The organism is Croceibacterium xixiisoli, assembly GCF_009827305.1.
In the GTDB taxonomy this organism is placed as follows: Bacteria; Pseudomonadota; Alphaproteobacteria; order Sphingomonadales; family Sphingomonadaceae; genus Croceibacterium_C; species Croceibacterium_C xixiisoli.
Map to the genome: position 1 here is coordinate 1 of NZ_WTYJ01000006.1, position 19,695 is coordinate 19,695.

Sequence of the window (19,695 nt, forward strand, 5' to 3'; positions counted from 1 at the left end):
CCCGAAGTCCAGCCCGTCAGGCCGGCGTCTCCGCTGCGGTGAGAGGGCATATATGGAGGGGTTCGGATTCGGTCAACGGGGTTTTTCAGTTTTGTTGCACTATCTCGGCAATTATCTGAAAAAATGGCAAACTTTCTGCCCGATTGCGCAATGGGCGCATTTCGCAGGGATAATCCCCATGTCCAACATCGGTTCCCGCAGCTCGATCTGGCCCCACAGGGTTCACCCGCCATCGTCACCCTTTCTTTACCCTGTTAAGGCTAGGAAATGACGGCAGCCGCTACCGGTACGGCAGCGAAAATACCGAGGTGGTTTTAAGACGATGAGTGCGCCTGCAATCTCAGTCGCAATGAGCGTTTACAATGGCGAACGCTTCCTGCGCGAAGCGATCGAGAGCATTCTCGGCCAGACGTTTGGCGATTTCGAGTTCCTGATTCTCGACGATGGTTCGCGCGATGGCAGCCGGGACATCTACGAATCCTATGCCGCCAGGGATTCGCGCATCCGCACCATCGTGCGAGACAATCGCGGGCTGATCGTCAGCCTGAACCAATTGCTCGACGAAGCCGCCGCCCCGGTCATCGCCCGCATGGATGCCGATGACATCTGCGACCCGACCCGCTTTGCCAAGCAGATCGCCTTCCTCAATGCCAATCCCGATTATGGCGTGATCGGCAGCTGGACCGCCGACATCAATGAATTCGGCGCATCCCACCGGCTCGAAGGATTCGACCACCCGACCAACCACCAGGAATTCCTGCAGGCAGTGAAGGACGATGGTCCGCTGCTCTGCCACCCGGTCGTTACCTATCGGCGGGACGTGGTGCGCAATGTCGGCGGCTACCATGCCGCTTTCCGCCATTGTGAAGACTATGATCTGTGGCTCCGCCTGGCCTCCGTCACCAAGCTGGCCAATATTCCCGAACGGCTGATCCGCTATCGCCATTACGAAGGGCAGGTTTCGGCCCGCCATGCCACCGAACAGAAGATCGGCCACACGGTAGCGCTGTGGGCCTATCACGAACGCGCCGCCGGTCGCCCCGACCCGACCCAACAGCTGACCGCCCTGCCGGAGGTCGGCCAGTTCGACGAAGCCTTCCACACCAAGGGGCTCGACTGGGCAGTGCGCGAACGTCTGGCCAAGGGGCTGCAATATTCACCCTCCGGCCTGCGCGGCGACGGGTTCGAGATGATGCTCGATTATCTGCGTGACGGCGGATCGCAGGAAGGGATGTGGCGCACGGTGCTGCGCCTGGTCCGCTATGGCGAACCCCTGCGCGCGGCGCGCCTGGCTGCAACACTGTCCAGCAACCGGCCACTGGCCGCCTGATGGCCGGAGAGGCAACGCCACCCGATTCCCCCGTCCCGCCGCCGCCAGCACGCGAAGCGGCTGCGATGAGTGTGCGCGGTGCCGCCGTCTGGGCGATGGCCGGGCAATATGGATCCTTCGTAATCCAGTTCGCCGCCTCCGTCGTCATCTCTCGTTTTTTCCTGGCCCCGGCCGAGGTCGGGCTGTTCTCGATCGCGCTTGCCGCTGCCATGCTGGTGGCGGTGCTGCAGGATTTTGGCCTGTCCCGCTATATCTCGTCGCTGCCCGTGCTCGGTCGGGACGAATTGCGCCGTTGTTCTTCCATTGCGCTGCTCTTCTCTCTGGTGGTCGCCAGCATCGTGGCCGCCCTCGCCTGGCCGATGGCGCAGCTCTATGGCCATCCTGAGCTGTTCACCCTGCTGCTGACCATTGCCGGCAGCTATCTGTTGCTGCCCTTGGCCGTGGTGCCGCTGGCCCTGATGGGGCGAGCGATGGAATTCCATCGCCATTTCGCGGTCAGCATCGGCGGCGCGGCATTGCAAGGCGGGGTCAGCATCGCCCTCGCCGCGGCCGGCTATTCCGCCTATGCGCTGGCCTGGGGCAATGTCGCGGCAGCCCTCGCTCGCGCGGTGATCGCCCAGTTCCTGCGCCCGGCCCCGCCGTTCCCGCTGCTGCTGCGCGGAACGAAGGATGTCCTGTCCTTCGGGTCGAAATCCAGCCTGCTCTATCTGACCGGCGCCTTCGGCACGCGCACGCCCGATCTGCTGGTGGGCAAGCTGCTGGGGCTCACGGCCGTTGGCCTCTACAGCCGCGCGGTCAGCCTGTCGGACCAGTTCCGCATGCTGGTGGCCGGTGCCATCGGCAGCGTGTTCTTTCCCGCCTTTGCCCGCATCCGCGATCGGGGGGAGCCGCTGGGCCCACCCTATCTGCGGGTCTGCGCCGGCTATTCGGCGGTACTGTGGCCCGGCATGGCCGCGCTGGCGCTGGCATCCCAGCCGCTGGTGTTGCTGCTCTATGGCGAACGCTGGGCCGAAGTCGCCCCGCTGCTGGCGATGGTCGCGATGATGGAGGTGCTGCTGACATCGCTGCCGCTGGTCAGCGATCTGCCGATCCTGCTTGGCCGGATGAACCGCCTGATCGCGCTCAATATGCTCGACACCGCTTTGTCGGTCGGCCTGCTGGCTGTCGGCTGCCTGTGGGGCGTGGAAGGCGCCGCCGCATCGCGGATCGTCTACGGCCTGCTGTGGTTGGGGATCTATGCCGGCTTCATGCATCGCCTGGTCGGTTTCGACGGACGCGCGCTGATGACAATCTATGGCAAGAGCGCGCTGGTGACGCTGGCCACGATCGCGCCGATGGGGGCGATCTATCTGTTCGTGACACCACCGAACGAAACAGGTTTCGGTCTGCTGTTGCTGGCGACCGCGCTGGGCGGCCTGTGCTGGCTGGGCTCGCTCTGGCTGTTGCGGCACCCGGCGATGGAGGAATTGATCGGCATGATGGGCGAACTGCCGCCGGTGCGCAGGCTGCAGAAGGCGCTGTCGCAGCATGGCTGAACTGACCGTGCCCCTGTCCCGCTGCGCCCTGCCCGCCGATGGCGCGCTGCAGCGGGAATCGCCGCGCCCGCCGGAGCTGCGCAATGCCAGCTATGCGGCGCAGTTCGACTGGCACACGCTGTTCTACGACGTGTTCCGGGCGGACAGCCATATCGTCTTCCAGGGGCCGCCGCTGTTCAACCTGCTGGAACCGCTACGCGCCTCCGCCCCCTTCGATCGCGCCATGCGGGGGTGGTGGAAACAGGCCCGGCTGATCGAACGCAACCGCGTCAGCGAGATCTGGCTGCGCAGTGATGCCGACCATGTGGTGATCGACGGACCGATCGGACATTGGAACATTGCCGTGCAGCCCGATCAGGCAACGATGTTTGCCGGGCGGCGGGTGCTGCACACCCTGTCGAAGGACAATGAGATCCGCTGGATCCGGGACTGGATCCGCTTCTACCGCGATATCCACGGGGCAGACGCCGTGCTGTTCTATGACAACAATTCCACCCGCTACAGCGCCGCCGAACTGCGCGGCGAATTGCGCGCCACCTTCCCCGACATGGTGATCGAAGTGGTCGCCTGGCCGTTCCTCTATGGCCCGCAGGGCGGCATGGCCGGCGCGGTCGATGGGCAGGAAGCGCCGTGGGATTCCGATTATTGTCAGTCCGGATCGCTGCAGCATGCAAGGTTCCGGTTCCTGCGCCAGGCGCGCAGCGTGCTGAATGTCGATATCGACGAACTGGTGCTGTCCAGCCAAGGACGATCGATCTTTGCCGCGACCGAACAGAGCCGCGCCGGCTTCATCAAATTCCCGGGCCGCTGGATCACCGGGCTGGCCGACCGGCCGATCGCGGAAAGCGGTGCATCGCTGGGCGATTTCGTGCTGTACGACCGGCAGGAAGATGTCGTCTGCCCGCCCAAATGGTGCGTGGTGCCACATGCCCGCCAGCGCCGGGATCAGCATTGGTCGGTGCACAATATCTTCGGCGCCCGGGCCAACCGCCATCTCTCCGAAGAATTCACTTATCGCCACATGCGCGCCATTTCCAACAATTGGAAAGCCGACCGGCGCGAAGACCAGGCGATAGATACCGCCACCTTTGCCACGGATAAGGCGCTTTCCACCGCTTTCGAGACCATCGGACTGCGCTGACGATCTGCCGAAACCCGCCGCCGGCGAGGGCGGGCGCATTGTCTCACGCCCCTGCCGTTCCCAGATAAGGGCCAAATGGCAGGCAACACGACAGCAGGGGCGGGCACACAGGCTGCGCAAAGCATTCAGGGCGCCGCGGCAGATGCCGCCGGCTGGAACACGGTCCGCCGGTTCCTGCCCTATCTCTGGCCGCGCAACCGGCCCGATCTGCGTGGGCGCATTGCCGGTGCCAGCGTGTTTGTCGTGCTGGCCAAGATCGTAGTCCTGGCGCTGCCCTTCGCCTATGCCCGCGCGGTCGATACCATGGCCGAAACCAGCGATCCGGCCGTGTGGCTGGCGATCGGGCTGGTGGTCGCCTATGCGGGCGGGCGCTTCGCCACCGTCGTGTTCGACAATGTGCGCAACATCATCTTCGAACGCGTCGGCCAGGATGCCGTCCGCCAGCTGACCGAGGATGTGTTCGAACGGCTGCACGCGCTGTCGCTGCGGTTCCATTTGGCGCGCCGTACCGGTGAAGTGACCAAGGTGGTCGAACGCGGCACGAAATCGATCAATTCGATGGTCTATTTCCTGCTGTTCAACATCATGCCAACCGCCGTCGAACTGCTGATCGTGGCGGGCATCTTCTATGTGAAGTTCGGCTGGGAAATCGTCTGCGCCACCGCCGTGACCGTGGTGCTGTATATCTGGCTGACCCGCACGATCACCGAATGGCGCACCAAGCTGCGCGCGGAAATGAACCAGCTGGACGGGCTGGCGATGTCGCGCGCGGTGGATTCGCTGCTGAATTACGAAACGGTCAAATATTTCGGCGCCGAGGGCCGCGAGCAGGAACGCTATGGTTCCGCCGCCCGCGCCTATGCCGACGCCGCGATCAAGAGCGAGAATTCGCTCGGCGTGCTGAACATCGCCCAGGCGGCGATCATGAATCTGATGATGGCCGGGGCCATGGCCTTCACGGTCTGGGGCTGGAGCCAGGGCCGCTTCACCGTTGGCGATCTGGTGCTGATCAACACCTATCTGATGCAGCTGTTTCGCCCGCTGGACATGCTCGGCTGGGTCTATCGCACCATTCGCCAGGGTCTGATCGACATGGCACAGATGTTCCGCCTGATCGATACGCCGGTGGAAGTGCGCGACGCGCCCGGCGCACCCGCTTTGCTGGTCCGCCGCCCGTCGATCGTGTTCGACAATGTGGTGTTCGGCTATGATCGGGATCGGGAAATCCTTCACGGGCTCAGCTTCGAAGTGCCGCCCGGCGGCAATGTCGCCATCGTCGGCCCATCGGGTGCGGGCAAATCCACCATCGCCCGGCTGCTGTTCCGGTTCTACGACCCGTGGGACGGGCAGATCCTGATCGAAGGCCAGGATATCCGCACCGTCAGCCAGAACAGCCTGCGCCGCCAGATCGGCATCGTCCCGCAAGACAGCGTGCTGTTCAATGACACCATCGGCTACAATATCGCCTATGGTCGGGAGGGCGCCACGCAGGACGATGTGATCGCCGCCGCACGCGATGCCGCGATCCTGCCCTTCATCGAACGCCTGCCGCAGGGGCTGGACACCGAAGTCGGCGAACGCGGACTCAAGCTGTCCGGCGGGGAAAAGCAGCGCGTGGCGATTGCCCGAACCCTGCTGAAAAATCCGCCGATCCTGCTGCTGGATGAAGCAACCAGCGCGCTCGATACCCGTACCGAACAGGATATCATCGGCACGCTGCGGCGCATGGCGCAGCATCGCACCACCATTGCGGTGGCGCACCGGCTGTCCACCATTGCCGATTCCGACATGATCCTGGTGCTGGAGGAAGGCCGCCTGATCGAACAGGGTTCCCACCCGGACCTGCTGCGCCGCGACGGCCTCTATGCCGATATGTGGAACCGCCAGCTGGCCGAACGCGAACACGCATTGGAAGAACCGCCGGTCGAGCTGGAGGCTGCCGAAATTCACACCTGATGCTTGCATGATCCCGTTGAAAGATCAGGGTCTCAGGCGCTATTTGCTGTTTCGCATCCGGTGACTCGCCAGGCGGTCGTGCCTGTAGGCTGATGCGGCTGGTAGGACATTACCGTCATGACGCGCATTTTTCGCTTCGCCTCCGCCCTTCCCCTGTTTGCCCTGACGCTCAGCGCCTGTTCCGGGTCCGAACAGGCAGATCAGCCCGCCAAACCGCAGCAGATGACGCTGAATGAAGTCATGCGGAACGAGGTGGATCTTCGCGCAGACGCGGTGTGGGAAATCGGCAATGCCGCCATCGACGATCAAGCCGGGCTCGATCCCGCTAAGATGACCGACGCCAAATGGAACGAACTGGCCCGGCATGCCACATCGCTGCAGCAGGGGGCGATCCATCTGGCCACGCTCGATCCGATCATCGTGGTCAGGAATGGAGAGAAGATCGCCGATGAAGGCGTGCCCTATGGCGACAGCGCCGTGGATGTGCAGGCCGGGATCGACCGCAATCCACAGGGCCTGCGCGATATGGCCAATGGGCTGGCGTCGCATATGGCCGAACTGGCGATGGCTGCCCGCGCCCATGACGGGGTGAAGGCCGGCGCGCTGATCAGCCAGATCGACGGCGTATGCGAGGATTGCCACCTGTCCTACTGGTACCCATCGCAGAAGGAACTGGTCGATCAGTTCCGCGACCCGCGCCCGGAAACATCCAACCACTGATCCTGCCACAGTCTGATGCCTGAGTTTGATCCCGGTCAATTGCAGATCGGGGCATATCGGCTATGGCACAAGGGCAGAATTGTTTGTTGAAGAGGTGCAGGGATGAAGTGGTCGATCATGGTGGGTGTGGCAGCCCTGTCTCTGGTCGGGGGCAAGATCCTGGCCCAGCCGGCTGCGGCTCCGCTCGATGTGCGCCAGATCATGCAGCAGCACACCAATCCCGCCACGCTGGCGATCTGGGACGTGGGCAACAACGCCATGGGCGATGAGGGCGGGATCGATCCCGCGCTGATGGACCAGGAAAAATGGGACAGGCTGGCAGCCTCCGCCACCCAGCTGGCCGAAGCCGGCCGGGCGATGGGCGCCGGCACCAGCTTCATCGCCGCCGCCGCCGACAACAGCACGGTGGGCGAAGGGGAAATCACCATGGCCCAGGTGCAAACCCATCTGGATGGCGATCCGGCCAAATTTCGCGAACTGGGTGAAGCCCTCGCCGCCCATTCGGACAAGCTTGCCGCCGCCGCCCGAGCCAAGGATGCGCCCGCCGCCGGCGAATTGATCGCGGCGATGGATACCGTGTGCGAGGATTGCCACGCCCGGTTCTGGTATCCGGAATAAAAGGGATATGATGCCGTCGCCTGCAAGGCGACGGCATCGCGATATCAGAGAATGAACTTCGACAGATCGGCGTCCTGCGCCAACCCGGCCAGCCGATCGCGCACATAGGCGGCATCGATCAGCACGGTTTCACCCTGCCGGTCTTCCGCTTCAAAGCTCAGATCTTCCAACAGCTTTTCCATCACGGTCTGCAGCCGGCGGGCGCCGATATTCTCGACGCTTTCGTTCACCTGCGCAGCGATCTTCGCCACTTCGGTCACCGCATCGGGCGCGAAGTCCACCATCACCTGTTCCGTCGCCAGCAGGGCGCGATACTGCTCGACCAGATTGGCGCGCGTATCCGACAGGATGGCGATGAAATCCTCTTCGGTCAGCGCCTTCAGCTCCACCCGGATCGGCAGGCGGCCCTGTAGTTCGGGCAGCATGTCCGACGGTTTGGAGACGTGGAAGGCGCCGCTGGCGATGAACAGCACATGGTCGGTTTTCATCGGGCCATATTTGGTGGCCACGGTCGTGCCTTCGATCAGCGGCAGCAGATCGCGCTGCACGCCTTCACGGCTGACTGAACCGCCGCGCACATCGGACACGGCGATCTTGTCGATTTCATCCAGGAACACGATGCCATTGGTTTCGGCATTCTGCAGCGCCACGCGCGCCACATCATCCTGGTCCATCCGCTTTTCGGCCTCTTCGTCGACCAGCTTGTCCCAGGCTTCGGGCACCTTGAGCTTGCGCCGCTTCAGATTGTTGCGGCCGAACGCCTTGCCCATCATGTCGGACAGATTGATCATGCCGACCGATCCGCCCATGCCGGGAATGTCCATCGGCATCGACGGGCTGTCCTCCACCTCGATTTCCACCTCGGTGTCATTCATCGCATTCTGCACGATCCGCTGACGGAAGCTTTCGCGCGTCGCTTCGGATGCGCTTTCACCCACTAGAGCATTGAGCAGCCGCTCCATCGCCGCATGCGACGCTGCTTCGCGGACGGATTCGCGACGCCGTTCCTTTTCCAGCCGGATCGCCTCTTCGGCCAGATCGCGGGCGATCTGTTCGACATCCCGCCCGACATAGCCAACCTCGGTAAACTTGGTCGCTTCCACCTTGACGAAGGGGGCATCCGCTAACCGTGCCAGCCGCCGGCTGATCTCGGTCTTGCCGCAACCCGTGGGGCCGATCATCAGGATATTCTTCGGCGTAACCTCGTCACGCAGTTCCGCGCTGAGGCGCTGGCGGCGCCAGCGGTTGCGCAGCGCTACGGCCACGGCACGCTTGGCATCGGCCTGGCCGATGATGTGTTCGTCCAATGCGGCGACAATCGCCTTGGGAGTCAGTTGATCGTTCATGAAGTCCTGTCCGGTGTCGCCCACAGCCGCGCAGCAAGGCGGCGGCCGGGCGGAAAAATCAGATGGTTTCGACCGTCACACGGTCATTGGTGAAGACGCAGATCTCTGCCGCGACGGCCATGGCCTTGCGCGCGATCCGTTCGGCGTCTTCCTCGTAATCGACCAGCGCCCGCGCGGCCGACAGGGCATAGTTGCCGCCCGATCCAATCGCGGCGATGCCGCCTTCGGGTTCCAGCACATCGCCATTGCCGGTCAGCACCAGCAGAGTGTCCTTGTCGGCCACGATCATCAATGCTTCGAGATTGCGGAGATATTTGTCGGTGCGCCAGTCCTTGGCCAGTTCCACTGCCGCGCGCATCAGCTGGCCGCGATATTGTTCGAGCTTGCGTTCCAGCCGTTCGAACAGGGTGAAGGCATCGGCGGTGGCGCCGGCGAAACCGGCAATCACCTGGCCACCTTCGCCCAGCCGGCGCACCTTGCGCGCATTGGGCTTCATGACGGTGTTGCCCATCGACACCTGGCCGTCACCCGCAATGACGGTCTGCCCGCCCCGCTTGACTCCAATGATCGTGGTCCCATGCCAGGCAATCGTGCCGTGGCTGTTCATCGTATCGTTCATGCGCCGCATATGGGCAAAGCGCAGGCCGGCTTCAACCGCTGACAGGCCGGATCACGTCACGCGATCACAGCCTGTACCAATTGCCTGTTTACTGGCCGCCAGCCCCACCCGGCGCGCCACCGGCGCCAACCTGGCCGATATTGCCGAACAGATCTTCCAGGAAGCCACGTTCACGACCAAGGGTCGGGGTGGTTTCGCCGACCGGGCTGATCCGGGCGACCTTTTCCATGCCCGAACGATCGACGGAGGCGACATTGCCGGCCGCGTCGAACCGCACCGCCAGCACCGTCTGCTGTTCGATGCGCGGGGTCGTGAAAGGCTTCTGCGCGGTGTTGCTGCCGACGTAATACCACACCGGTTCGCCGAACTGGCTGATGAACGACGGGCGCCCCAGCGTCCGTTCTACCGAGGTGCGGTTGTCAATGCCCGGCTGTACCGACTGGATCAGCACTTCTTCCGCGCGGAAGCCGCGCCGTTCGCGGATCGAACTGCAGCCCGACATCAGCGCCACTACGGCCAGCGCTGCGCCAATGCGCACCATATTCGTCATTTCCGCGTCTGCTCCACTTCGCAACCGATGATTGCCCCGGCAATTGTTGCTCTGGCAATTACGGCGCCTATATCGGGGGCGAGCCTTACGATCTGGCAGCCCGCCGCGCAATGGCGGTTGGCCCGATTGGCTTTAATCGCCGCTGAATGAGAAAGCCCGTTTTGATGTCCCTGATCCAACGCCTGCTGGGCACCGGCCGTGACCCGCGCGAAAATCTGCGCCCGCTGTGGCACCGTGTGGTGGAAATTTCGCGTGATCCGCACTGGTATGCGCAGGATGGCGTCGCCGATACGATTCCCGGCCGGTTCGACATGATCACCGCCCTGCTGACGCTGGTGATTCTGCGCATGGAAAAGGATGCCGATCTGGCCCCCTCCACCGCGCTGCTGACCGAATTGTTCGTCGAAGACATGGATGGCCAGCTGCGCGAAGGCGGCGTGGGCGATCTGATGGTCGGCAAAAGGATCGGCAATCTGGTGGCGGCGCTGGGCGGCCGGCTTGGCGCCTATCGCGACGGTTTGGCCAGTGAAGACCCGGCCCTGCTGCGCGATGCGATCGCCCGCAACATGACCATGGTTGAAGGGCGCACCGCGGATTCGCTGGCAGAATCGCTGCGCAGCTTTGCCGAAGGTCTGGCCACCGTCGATGGCGACGATATTCTTGCTGCAAGGATCACGCGATGAACACGCCTGAATTTTCCCGCATCATCGACCGGCGCCAGATCATCGACCGCCCGGTCGAACTGGAAGCCAATGAGCAGGAACGGGCCATGCTGGCCGGTCGCTTCGGTCTGGTCGGGATCGATCGGCTGCAGGGGGCGATCCATCTGATCACAGAGGGTGATGTGGTCCGCGCCGAAGGGAGGCTGCAGGCCGCCTTCGTGCAGAGTTGCGCCGTGTCGGGGGAAGATCTGCCGCGCCAGGTCGACGAAAAGATCGCGCTGCGTTTTGTCCCGGCAACCGAAACCGCTGCCGTGCCGGACGAGGAGATCGAGCTGGAGGAAGGGGATTGCGACGAAATCCCCTACAGCGGCCATCATTTCGACCTGGGGGAAGCGCTGGCGCAGAGCCTGGCGCTGGCCATAGATCCCTATGCCACCGGCCCGGATGCAGACCGGGCGCGCAAGGCGGCGGGGATCATGGATGAAGCGGCGGCCGGCCCGTTCGCCGCGCTGGCCGCGCTTCGTAGGGACAACTGATCAGAACGGGATATCGTCGTCCAGATCGTCGGCATAGTTGGAACCGCCGCCCGATCCGCCGTTGCCACCACCACCGGTGCGGCCCCAGTCGCTGCCACCGCTGCTGCTGCCACCACGGCCGGACGACGAACCGCCACCCTGCCCCCAGTCGTTGCCGCCGCCGCCGCTGCGCTGGCCACCGCCACCGCCACCGCCACCGCCCGAACCGCCGCCCGATGCGCCATCGAGCATGGTCAGCACGCCGCCCAGGCCGCGAATCACGACTTCGGTGGAATAGCGGTCATTGCCCTGCTGATCCTGCCATTTGCGCGTCTGCAGCTGGCCTTCGATATAGACCTTGCTGCCTTTGCGGAGATAGCGTTCGACCACGCCCACCAGACCTTCGGAAAAGATCGCGACGGTGTGCCATTCGGTGCGTTCCTGGCGCTCGCCGGAATTGCGGTCCTTCCACGTTTCCGACGTGGCGATACGCAGATTGGCGACCTTGCCGCCGTTCTGGAAGCTGCGGATTTCCGGGTCAGCGCCCAGGTTTCCGATCAGCATGACTTTGTTGAGGCTGCCAGCCATGGGAATCATTCCTCTCTTGGATCGGAGCCGGGCTTATCGAAAGGAGGCCCATCCTGCCACCCGCCGTCACGCATTTGCCCACAACGGGGCGGCGGTCACAACCCGGCCGCGACCGCCAGCCAATACGTCACCCCGGCCGCAATATAGGCCAGCGCAAACAGATAGCCGGTCATGATCAGCGGCCATTTCCAGCCATTGGTTTCCCGCCGGGCGACCGCGATGGTGGACAGGCATTGTGGCGCGAACACGAACCAGGCCAGAAAAGCCAGCGCCGTCGGCAGGCTCCACCCGGCCTGCAGCTTGGGGATCAACCCCTCGGCAGCGGCATCCTCATCCTCGGCATCCACCGCATAGGTGGTGGCGAGCGAGGACACGGCCACTTCGCGCGCGGCCATGGCCGGGATCAGCGCCAGGGCGATTTCGCGATTGAAGCCGATCGGTTCGACCACGACCTGCAGCCCGCTGGCGATCTTGCCCGCGATACTGGCGTCGACCTGGCTTTCGCCCGGATCCGCCCGCGGGAAACTGAGCAGCACCCACAGGATCGCGGTCGCCATGAAGATGATCGTGCCGGCCCGGCGCAGGAACACCCAGGCGCGTTGCCACAGGCCGATAGCCAGATCGCGCAGCGACGGCATCTGGTAACGCGGCATTTCCATGATGAAGCCCGATGCCGCCCCGCGCGTGACCGTCCGCCGCAGCACCAGCGCCGCCACCATCGCCGCCACAATGCCGGCAACATAAAGCACGAACAGCACCAGCCCCTGCAGGCCGATGCCGACCCCCACATTGCGCGCCGGAATGAAGGCCGCGATGATCACCGCATAGACGGGCAACCGCGCCGAACAGGTCATCAGCGGGGCAATCAGGATCGTCGTCAGCCGATCCTTCGGATCGGCAATCGCCCGGGTCGCCATGATGCCCGGAATGGCGCAGGCGAAACTGGACAGCAGCGGAATGAAGCTGCGCCCCGACAGGCCGACATAGGACATCAGCCGATCCATGATGAAGGCGGCGCGCGCCATATAGCCGGACTGTTCCATCACCAGGATAAAGGCGAACAGGATCACGATCTGCGGCAGGAACACCACCACCGAACCGACCCCGGTCAACACCGCTTCGGTCAGCAGATCGCGCAGGAATCCTTCGGGCAACCAGGTGGTCGCCAGTTCGATCAGCCAGCCGACCGCGCCATCCAGCGCATCGGCGAAGGGCGTGGCCCAGGCGAACACCGCCTGAAAAATCACGAACAGCAGCGCAAACAGGATGATCGGGCCCAGCCAAGGATGCAGCAGCAGCTTGTCGATCTGTTCGTGCAGCCGATGCTGCGCCGCCTGCGCCAACGTGGCGCGCTCCGCTATCGCCCGGGCGGTCATGCGCCGTTCGGTCAGCGACACCTGCGGGCGGCGCCGATCCTGCGCCTGTTCAGCAGGAACGGCTCCGGCGCGGGCAGTCGCTTCGACCAGCTCGGTCAGGCCGCGTTTGCGCACGGCAACTGTCGGCACCACAGGCACGCCCAGCGACTCTTCCAGCGCGGCGGCATCGATCGTCAGACCGTCGCGTTCGGCCATGTCGATCATGTTGAGTGCCACGACCATCGGCCGGCCCAGCGCGATCAGTTCCTGGGCAAACACCAGATGCTGTTCCAGATTGGCCGCATCGAGCACGCAGATCAGCACTTCGGGCTGCGCCTGCCCCGGATAGTCACCCAGGATGACCCGGCGCGTCACCTCTTCATCCGGGCTGGCCGCATCCAGCGCATAGCTGCCCGGCAGATCGATCAGTTCGACTGGTTCACCATGGGGCAGGAACAGCCGCCCGGCCTTGCGCTCCACCGTCACGCCGGGATAGTTGGCGATCTTCTGCCGGGCCCCGGTCAGGGCGTTGAACAGCGCACTCTTGCCCGCATTGGGATTGCCGACCAGCGCGGCGGTACGCAACATGGTCACAGCGTCATGACCGTCATCGCCCGAGCATGCGCGCGGCGCAGCGCCACGGTCATCCGGCCGACCATCAGGGCAATGGGATCGCGCCCGGCGAAGATGCCCCGATGGGCGATCGCCACCCGCGCACCGGCATCAATGCCAAGTGCGCGCAGGCGTTTCCCTTCGTCCGGGGCAAGCATATCCCAATCGACCGAAACGATTTCGGCGCGCTGGCGGGGCTGAAGATCATCGAGAGTCACCGCCGGGCGGTGCCAGAAGTCGTTAAGCTTTGCAATTGCCTCGCAATCGCCGCGATTATTCCCGTTCCCTGCGCTTGATGTGTGCGCTTCGCCGGTTCAGCGCAGGGCTATGCGATAGGGTCCGGCCCTGTCAGCCATCGGTTGCCCTTTCCAACTCAAATGCACCGCCTGTTCGGCCAGCAGTCGATCGACCGCCGCATGCACCAGAGGCATAGCATCCCGCCATTCGCCAGCGGGAGCGATCGCCCTCGCAACCTCGCTCGGGCATATCGTTGCCCCGGCTGCGCGGTTTGCCAGCAGTGCCAGCAGCGTTTCACGAACCGATCGCATCACGGTCTGCGCCGCTGGCCGCGTCCGCCTTTTGCAGTCCTGGACGTCATCGGATCGGGTTTGACCGGCGGCGTCCATCCTTCCGGCGGGGTCACCTTTTGCTGGCTGGTCCCCAGCCCCATTGCCCCGGGTTTCTGCCGCTCCAGCCCGGACAGATCGGCCTGCTCCGCCTCGACTGCCGTCGCGCCACCACGCATCAGCGCGATCCGGTCACGACACCGCCGCGCCTCTTCAAAGTCCAGCGCCAGGACGGCAGCGTCCATTCGTTGCTGCAGCATAGGGATCGTGTCGCTCATGCCAATCAACGCACGATCGGACGCAGAGTGCCGCAACGGATTAGCCTTAGGGGGGGTTTCAGCCTGCCGCTGAAAAACGCCGTCTGCTCGCACTCCCGTTGCCTGATGGACAATTTATGGACCTTATGGACATACCCATTATCGATCGTTTTCGGCCTCTGCGGATCTCGCCTGTGCTGAAATCGAATGGCGTCAGGGAAAAGGGGATCACAGCATGGCCACCCGTATCGAAACTGCGCGCAACGCGATCCGGTTCGAAAGGCAGGCCTCAGCACAACAAAGGGTGGTTCTGGCCAATTTGCGGGATCTGCAAATCGATGATCGCGAGATTCCATTCGTGATCGATTTTCCCTACCGCCAGCTTAGCGCTTTCGTCCGCAGAATGGACACCGGACAGCCGCTCCGCAATGTGCCTTTATACGGCCTGGCATCCCTGACCGCCGTGGGCGTTGAGAGCCTTTTCCCTGCTCCTTCGCCTTCCGCGCCAGACGGGCATGCGGTGAATGCCGAAGCCAGCCTCGAGCAGCCGACCGCCGCCGAAGTGGAGGCAAGCCGACTGCATGATATTGCCCGGCGCGGCGTCGTCATTCCGCTGGGGGTACTAACCAGCGATCACGCCGGATATGCGTCTTTCGATCTGGCAAGCGTGCGCAATCAAGCGGTTTTCGATCAGGTCGGGCGCTATCTTGATGAACTGGGCGTTTCGACGCAAAAGCAATTGGCGCAGGGCGACGGGACTGTGAGGATCGCCATCGGCAGTCTGGTTCTGCTGCCATTCGGAGATCCGTGGCTTACGTATGACGTCTTGCAGTTAGGAGACATCGCTCCTGACTATATCGTGGCCCGGGTGGACATCGAACCCGGCTTTCTTGATGGTCGAGATGTGTCACGACCGGGCACCGGGTTGCAGACGCCCAGCATTCTCGACTGGCGCCTCTCGCCAGGCTCATTTTCCCTGTCAGGCAGTTTGCTGATCGGGGAAGATGGTTGCGAAACGCTGTTGCCGGGAAATCTGTCGAGCCGGCTGTATCGCTTCCGCAAGATGGCCCGGTTGCGGCCGGGAAAACCCATTGATGGCGTGTTGGCACATGCCCCGCGCCAGCCGCCTGCCCGCCCCGGCCTGTGTGTCAACATGGCGACGGAATGGTTTCCCATTGGTCATTCACTGGGTCAGATCAGCTACAGTCTCCCGCTCGCACCCGGGGAGAGAATCGCCCTGTCGGTGATCGACTGGACACGGTCGGACAAGACATCCCGCGATGAAACGACCACTGTCAGCGAGGCGCTGGAACACGCGCAGCGGCAGGACCGCACCATCAGCGAAACGGTCGATATGGTCGTCAAGGAAAAGCAGAAGGGCCACGCGCTGATGGCGGGCACGGCAGGTTCCGGCTCAGGTGGGGGCTCGGGCCAAGGATCGACTGGCCTTTTCTCCTTCATGGGCGCCGGGGCCGCAAGCGGCATATTCTCGCTCGGCGGCTCCGGCTCCAGCAGCGAGGGCACGCGCAGCGTGCAGGGCGAAACCGTGCAGGATTTGAGTGACAGCTTCCATCAGGCGTCCAGTGCGATGCGGGAACTGCGATCGACCGTCGTCATCCAGTCCAACGAGACCGAGCAGGCTTCCGCGCGCACGCGAGTTGTCGCAAATTACAACCACAGCCATGCCCTTACCATGCTGTATTATGAAGTGCTCAGCCATCATCGGCTGGTCACCCGGGCAATATCCACCCAGCCAGTGTTGTATGTCCACCGGGAACAACTCGATCTCTCCGATCGCGGCATCGTCTCGCGCCACCGCCCCGTGATCGAACGCTATATCCTCGATCAGCGTTTTCTCGTCGGCCTTGCCGAAATCGACCGCTGGCTGGCACTGGAACGCAAGCTGGAACGGCAACGTCAGCGCGAACAGCAATATGGCCGACCGAGCGACTTCTACGAGTTGGGCGATATCACTTTTATCTTCCGGTCCGGCAACGGCGGACCAAGTGACTTCGTCCGCCCCCGCATGATCCTTGCGGACGGCAGCAGTATCGACGCAGTGGTGGATGATCCCAGGCCCGATACGATGGGCGGTATGGGCTCAATCCTGAACTCGAAGGAATTTGACGCCGATCGGGAGCCAAAGATGGCGCCAGGTGTGGAATTCTCTGCCCGCTTCAAACCCGCGCGCCGCATATTGTGGAAAGATGTCTACGCTATCGAACTGACCAATGGCAGCGCTGGCATGGTGCCGGCGGGCGATGCCGCTCCCTGGATCATCAACTTCCTGCATTTTGCCACGCATCGCAATGGCATGGACTGGATCATGTTTACCGGCGCACCACCCTCCTCGGATGTCCCCGTTGGTCAAACGCTGACCATCAATGTGGCAGCCCTGAATGTTCCGCCGCAATCCGCTGATGAAATCATGACCGATCAGCAGCTTGATGCCATGGAGGCGGCACTCGCCCATCTGGAAGAAAATGCCGGCTATTACAGTTCGGCCATCTGGGCGGGGGAGACACCCGAACAGCGGTATCGTGAACTGGCCGGCATCCAGGTAGAAGGATACCCGCTGTTCGATCTGGTCGAAAATACGCTTTATGACGTCGACAATGGGGAACTGATCCTGCCCGTAAACCAGGGCCAGGAGCCGCTGGTCCGGCGCTTGTTCGGCATGGAACAGCAGATTTCCCCGTTTGCAGACTATGTCGAGCAACTGCTCACCCTGCCAACGCGCGGCGTTTTTGCAGAGGCAAAGCTGGGCCACTGCAATGCATCCGAAATCATCGACAGCACCCGCTTCTGGGATTGGCAGACATCGCCTATTCCCGATGCTGGCCCCCAGATCAGCCCCGTGTCGCTCGACAGCCGGACCGATGGGGCAGAAGAAGGCGCAACCCCCACACCCATGCCGGCCAGCCTGATCAATATCGTGAACCCATCTGCTCAACCGGCACCGACAGGCCTTGGTGCTGCCGCATCCCTGCTCGGCAGCCTTGGCGCTTTCCGGGACCAGTCCGGCATGCCGCAGCTCGGGAGCTTCCTGGAAACGCTGGCCAACAACACCACCAGCATGACCAACACCGCAATGCAGGCGGTCACCTCAGGCAGGGCGGCCATCGATACCATCCGGAACACACCGGAACTCGGTTCAGGGCAGAAGTCGGATCTCATCGGTCAGGTTGCTCAAGGCATGGCCAATGCACAGCAGGGCGGACCTGGTTCTCAGCCCACACCTGCTCCGGCGCCTACGCCCAGCCCAAGCCCGACACCTGCACCGGCACCTGCCCCAACTCCGGGCCCGACGCCTTCCCCCTCACCAGCGCCTGCGCCGTCGCCCACACCCGCTCCGACCCCGCCCCCCAAACCTGCGCCGGAAAAGAGCGAAACCAATCCTTCCGGCCGGGCCAGAATCAGTTTCAGCCTCAGCCATTTCAGCGCATTCGGCGGTGTTAGAACCTTGTGGGGGCGCGTATCGGAAGATCCCAGGCCTGATGGAACTGCGATCATTTCCGAAGATTTGGCCAACGGCCCGCCCGAATCCGGGCAACGAGCCCATTACTTCCAGCGTATAGTTGGTGACGGAACCTTCGAACTGGCTGTCCAGATCATGGATAAAGACAGCACATTGCTGGTCGACAGCGCACGCTATCGCCTCAATCCGTCCACCCGGTTCGCCCGCATCAACGTCACGCCTGAGGTGCTGGAAGCGGAGGTGGAAAGCACATCGAAATGGGACGCCAGGGCCAAGGCGGAGGCGGCCTTCAAGCTGCAGTTCGGTGGCAAGTTACCGCTTCGGCTCGTCATGCTTGAAATCGCCGACGAACTTGGCGTCAACGTCGGCCTCGAAGCGGCCTTGGAGGAAGGCAAGACCTATCGCTTCAAGGTGCGCATGCTTGGCCACAATCTGATTTTCTCGGGTGATCTGGGATGATGGATACCGAAAGCCTCAGCGATCAACATTCGCCGGAACCATCCGGTCAGGTCGTGGGGTAGCGCAAACGCCCCAGGAACCGCGCCACATCGAAATGCTCGCGCGGTTTCAGCCACTTCGCCTTGGCTTTTTCGAACCGCATCACCCCTTCGATCCGGCGATCGAGGAAGGCAGCGGTGTCGGCCTTGCCCTCGCTGGTGTCGTCCGCGAACACCGCCAGCGTTGCGCCATAGATGGCGCCCAGCGTCGCCCGCTTGGAATAATGGTTGTAATCGGTCGCATCATCCCCGGCGAGGCGCCACATGATGTCGGCACTGCGCCAGCCCATCTTCAGCGCACGCGGCAGGTTTTGCGGCATGGCCTGAATGGTCAGCGCGCGGCGCAATGCCTCTTCCTTGCCACGCACCGCATCAATGCGGAACTGCACCAGCCGGCGGATGCGTTCGCGGATCTTGGTGCTGGCCAGCACATCGCCGGCAAAGGCCGCGCGCATCGCGGCATCGATCGATTCGACCCAGGCATCGATCAGATCCATCGGCCCGCCCGGGATCGCCAGTCGGGCCACATTGGAATCGACCCCGCGCGCTGCGGCCGCCTGCTCCAGCGCTTCGCCGGTCCAGCCGTCGAAGGCGGCGGCGCTGGCCACGTCCGGCGCCAGTGCCAGCCGCAGCTCTTCCAGGGTCATCTCATCCAGCGTGGGGGCCTGGTTCATGTCAGCGTGGTCCGTAGGTTTCGCCGCCGGCATTGCCTGCGCGCGATGCGTCATGGCGGCGCAGTTCGGTCATCGCCGGGCCACTGTTGCCCTGCTGTTCGGCATAGTCACGCGCGGTCCGGCCCGAATTGTCGCTGCGGTCCGGGTTGGCGCCGGCGGCCAGCAGCGACCGGATCATTGCGGCATCGCGGCGATGGATTGCGGTGATCAGCGGCGTTTCGCCCGAATCATTGGCATCATCCACCCGCGCACCGGCGCCGATCAGTGCCCGAACCCCTTCCACCCAGCCGAGTTGCACCGCCTTGGAAAGCGGCGTCGCGCCCCGGTTGTCGCGGAAATTGGCATTGGCGCCGCGATTGCCCAGCATGGCGACCCACGACAGATCGCGCAGACCGACAGCAATATGCAGCGCGCTTTCCCCGGTCGTCAGATCGCGCGAATTGATCACCACCGAACCGGGTTCATCCAGATATTTGTTGGCGTCATTGAGATTGCGATCCTTGACCGCCTTCAGAAACTTGTAGCCGTCGGAAAAATTCTGCGCCGCCGCCGGTACGGAAACCGCCAGCACCACGCCTGCCAGGCCACCGGTGATGAGCTTGCGCAGCCATGCCCCCGTCACTCCAACTCTCCTTCAAACTGCCTTGTCCGGCCTGTTGCAACAGCGCCGACATCG

Annotated in this window: 19 protein-coding genes; 9 read left to right on the forward strand and 10 right to left on the reverse strand. The window is 63.5% G+C overall.

The genetic code is table 11. The annotated features are described in order from the left end of the window. The first annotated feature begins 322 nt into the window (after positions 1-322). The 6 genes from GRI97_RS18140 (at position 323) to GRI97_RS18165 (ending at position 7,300) form a co-directional block, all read left to right on the forward strand. Positions 323-1,330 carry a glycosyltransferase gene (locus tag GRI97_RS18140; RefSeq protein WP_161392654.1) on the forward strand — a complete coding sequence of 336 codons (1,008 nt, stop codon included), beginning with the start codon at positions 323-325 and terminating at the stop codon, positions 1,328-1,330. Further along, the gene (locus tag GRI97_RS18145; protein WP_235917963.1) at positions 1,330-2,865 is read left to right on the forward strand and encodes an oligosaccharide flippase family protein; all 1,536 of its coding nucleotides are present in this window, start codon (positions 1,330-1,332) and stop codon (positions 2,863-2,865) included. The genes GRI97_RS18140 and GRI97_RS18145 overlap by 1 nt, the downstream gene beginning before the upstream one ends. Beyond that, positions 2,858-4,006, forward strand: coding sequence for a glycosyltransferase family 92 protein (locus GRI97_RS18150; protein WP_161392655.1), 1,149 nt, complete (start codon positions 2,858-2,860; stop codon positions 4,004-4,006). The genes GRI97_RS18145 and GRI97_RS18150 overlap by 8 nt, the downstream gene beginning before the upstream one ends. Positions 4,007-4,081: 75 nt before the next feature. After that, entirely contained in the window at positions 4,082-5,962 is a 1,881-nt protein-coding gene (locus tag GRI97_RS18155; RefSeq protein ID WP_161392656.1) for an ABCB family ABC transporter ATP-binding protein/permease, read from the forward strand. A 117-nt stretch (positions 5,963-6,079) separates the two neighbouring features. Beyond that, complete coding sequence (locus GRI97_RS18160; protein ID WP_161392657.1) at positions 6,080-6,682, forward strand: hypothetical protein; 603 nt, start codon at positions 6,080-6,082, stop codon at positions 6,680-6,682. 102 nt (positions 6,683-6,784) lie between these two features. Continuing rightward, a complete protein-coding gene (locus GRI97_RS18165; protein WP_161392658.1) occupies positions 6,785-7,300 on the forward strand; it encodes a cytochrome c in 516 nt (171 codons plus the stop codon). A 44-nt stretch (positions 7,301-7,344) separates the two neighbouring features. Here the strand turns inward: GRI97_RS18165 and hslU are convergent, their stop codons facing one another. The 3 genes from hslU to GRI97_RS18180 form a co-directional block, all read right to left on the reverse strand. Further along, complete coding sequence (hslU, locus tag GRI97_RS18170) at positions 7,345-8,646, reverse strand: ATP-dependent protease ATPase subunit HslU (protein ID WP_161392659.1); 1,302 nt, start codon at positions 8,644-8,646, stop codon at positions 7,345-7,347. A gap of 58 nt (positions 8,647-8,704) precedes the next feature. After that, positions 8,705-9,265 carry an ATP-dependent protease subunit HslV gene (hslV, locus tag GRI97_RS18175; protein WP_161392660.1) on the reverse strand — a complete coding sequence of 187 codons (561 nt, stop codon included), beginning with the start codon at positions 9,263-9,265 and terminating at the stop codon, positions 8,705-8,707. A gap of 88 nt (positions 9,266-9,353) precedes the next feature. Next, entirely contained in the window at positions 9,354-9,815 is a 462-nt protein-coding gene (locus GRI97_RS18180; RefSeq protein WP_161392661.1) for an outer membrane protein assembly factor BamE, read from the reverse strand. Positions 9,816-9,979: 164 nt separating this feature from the next. Here GRI97_RS18180 and GRI97_RS18185 point away from each other — a divergent pair, with 164 nt between their 5' ends. Both GRI97_RS18185 and GRI97_RS18190 read left to right on the forward strand, forming a co-directional pair. Beyond that, on the forward strand, positions 9,980-10,498 hold the full coding sequence (locus GRI97_RS18185; RefSeq protein ID WP_161392662.1) for a ubiquinol-cytochrome C chaperone family protein: 519 nt from the start codon (positions 9,980-9,982) through the stop codon (positions 10,496-10,498). Continuing rightward, positions 10,495-11,013, forward strand: a complete 519-nt coding sequence (locus GRI97_RS18190; protein WP_161392663.1) for a YceD family protein — start codon at positions 10,495-10,497, stop codon at positions 11,011-11,013. Before GRI97_RS18185 ends, GRI97_RS18190 begins: the two co-directional genes overlap by 4 nt. Here the strand turns inward: GRI97_RS18190 and ssb are convergent, their stop codons facing one another. The 5 genes from ssb to GRI97_RS18215 form a co-directional block, all read right to left on the reverse strand. Then, positions 11,014-11,580, reverse strand: a complete 567-nt coding sequence (gene ssb, locus GRI97_RS18195) for a single-stranded DNA-binding protein (RefSeq protein ID WP_161392664.1) — start codon at positions 11,578-11,580, stop codon at positions 11,014-11,016. A 95-nt stretch (positions 11,581-11,675) separates the two neighbouring features. Then, complete coding sequence (feoB, locus tag GRI97_RS18200) at positions 11,676-13,523, reverse strand: ferrous iron transporter B (RefSeq protein ID WP_161392665.1); 1,848 nt, start codon at positions 13,521-13,523, stop codon at positions 11,676-11,678. Between the two features lie 2 nt (positions 13,524-13,525). Further along, positions 13,526-13,765, reverse strand: a complete 240-nt coding sequence (locus GRI97_RS18205; RefSeq protein ID WP_161392666.1) for a FeoA family protein — start codon at positions 13,763-13,765, stop codon at positions 13,526-13,528. A 96-nt stretch (positions 13,766-13,861) separates the two neighbouring features. Further along, entirely contained in the window at positions 13,862-14,173 is a 312-nt protein-coding gene (locus GRI97_RS18210) for a DUF3253 domain-containing protein (protein ID WP_161392667.1), read from the reverse strand. Then, complete coding sequence (locus GRI97_RS18215) at positions 14,095-14,391, reverse strand: UvrB/UvrC motif-containing protein (RefSeq protein ID WP_161392668.1); 297 nt, start codon at positions 14,389-14,391, stop codon at positions 14,095-14,097. The genes GRI97_RS18210 and GRI97_RS18215 overlap by 79 nt, the downstream gene beginning before the upstream one ends. A gap of 214 nt (positions 14,392-14,605) precedes the next feature. Here GRI97_RS18215 and GRI97_RS18495 point away from each other — a divergent pair, with 214 nt between their 5' ends. Continuing rightward, a complete protein-coding gene (locus tag GRI97_RS18495; RefSeq protein WP_202392854.1) occupies positions 14,606-18,307 on the forward strand; it encodes a hypothetical protein in 3,702 nt (1,233 codons plus the stop codon). Between the two features lie 46 nt (positions 18,308-18,353). On the opposite strand, the gene GRI97_RS18220 is transcribed toward GRI97_RS18495, so the two are convergent. Together GRI97_RS18220 and GRI97_RS18225 are read right to left on the reverse strand one after the other, a co-directional pair. After that, on the reverse strand, positions 18,354-19,019 hold the full coding sequence (locus GRI97_RS18220) for a COQ9 family protein (protein WP_161392669.1): 666 nt from the start codon (positions 19,017-19,019) through the stop codon (positions 18,354-18,356). 1 nt (position 19,020) lies between these two features. Continuing rightward, a complete protein-coding gene (locus GRI97_RS18225) occupies positions 19,021-19,641 on the reverse strand; it encodes an ankyrin repeat domain-containing protein (RefSeq protein WP_328598596.1) in 621 nt (206 codons plus the stop codon). Positions 19,642-19,695: the final 54 nt, after the last annotated feature.